Source organism: Xanthomonas cissicola (genome assembly GCF_008801575.1).
In the GTDB taxonomy this organism is placed as follows: domain Bacteria; phylum Pseudomonadota; class Gammaproteobacteria; order Xanthomonadales; family Xanthomonadaceae; genus Xanthomonas; species Xanthomonas cissicola.
The window spans coordinates 1-1,477 of record NZ_VZPL01000187.1; the positions used below are offsets into that span (position 1 = coordinate 1).

A 1,477-nucleotide genomic window follows, 5' to 3' on the forward strand; every position below is an offset into this window, starting at 1 on the left:
CATTCTCACCAATCTCGATTCGCCAAATCAGCTGAATGAAATGGCTGACGATTCGATGCCCCATGACGAATTCGCCATTGGCATCGAACTTGAAGACGCGCTTGTCGCCCTTGCGCAGCCTGCGCACGCCTTCTTCCTGATGCGCCAATCCCTTCAAGATGCACACGTAATCCGACTCGCTGATCCCGCTTTTATCCAGCCACCCCTTCGCATCGGCTTCCCGCACGCTTTGCTCGGTCACATCTGCCCACGCTTGATATAGCTCAAGCATCCGGTTCCACGCAGTGAACGAAGATTCCTTCTTCAGCTGGTAGAACATCTGTCGACGTTCGAGATCATTGGGCAACATCAGCCCGTCGGGAAAATTGCTGCTCACGGCGATACCACCACTTGACGATGCTCCTTGGTCGCCTGCTCGCGCTCGGCAAGACGGACGATTGTGACGCTGGTCGGGCCAGGCGTATGGAAGTAACCGATGATGCCGTTGACATCCTTCCAGCCGGTCGGCTTCACCTCGAAACTCATGCCACTTGCCGGGTCGATCCACGCAAACGGCTTGTTGTCTGCAATGGCACGCCTGCCCAGGGCCGTCAGTTGGTCCGCCACCGGTTTGTCCAGGAAGAAAAATGCCTGCGTGGCGCCACCAGGCAGGTATTGCCCTGGCAATTTGTTGCCCACTTGCTCGGCAACCGTGCCGACCACCGCCTTGGGTCCATTTTCGCCGCTTACCTTGCCGGTGACGATAAATCCATTGCGGTTGAATTCGTCCAGCACGGCGGTGGGCGGGCGCCATTCCTGCGCATTCTTCGGCGCTTCCCCGATACCCCACCAAGCTCCTCCTGCCGAAGACTCGCGTATTTTTAGGCCGTGCGTGACGCCCTCTTCACCAAAGGCACGAAAGAAGTATTCGCCATCGTGCAACCTTCGATTGATCATTTTCCCAGAATACGCTTGTACTGCTTGATGGAACTCACCCTCTGCCCGAGCAGGGTCCGCCAAGTTCGGATAGCCATCTTCGTGCTTGTACAAGTGTTCCCATTGCTCAGGTCTTTTCACCAACGCCGGATTTTGCTTGAACCCGCCCCGGCTCGACCGCACCGGTAGCACGCCATCTTCCACCAGGCGCGCCTCGTCGGCGCGGGTGATGACGCGCTCGCCGCTGGCCACCCGGTGCAGCGTCACCCGGCTGGTCGTCTCGCCGCCGCTGCGCACGTAGGCCTGCAGTTCGCGCAGGTTCTGGTCCAGTTCCTTGATCGCCTTGGGGATCATCTGCTCGGCGGTCGTGCGCAAGGTGCCCAGACCGCCGATCAGTCCATCGATCCGCTGTGCCAACATCTCCGGCATCAGCGCCCCCATCCGGGCCTTGGCCTTGCGCAGCACCGAGGCGAGGGTATTGGTGAGCGCGGCGAACCGCTCCATGATCTGCGCTTGATAGTCGGCGAACTTCAGCCGCAGCAGCCACGCCTCGGCGTTGCGC

Annotated in this window: 2 protein-coding genes; both read right to left on the reverse strand. The window is 59.9% G+C overall.

Annotated elements, in window-relative coordinates:
- On the reverse strand, positions 1–376 hold a 376-nt coding region (locus F7R02_RS25340), incomplete at its 3' end, for an Imm71 family immunity protein (RefSeq protein WP_235857300.1).
- Positions 373–1,477: hypothetical protein (locus F7R02_RS27135; RefSeq protein ID WP_235900995.1), on the reverse strand; the 1,105-nt coding region annotated here is incomplete at its 5' end. The genes F7R02_RS27135 and F7R02_RS25340, both read right to left, overlap by 4 nt.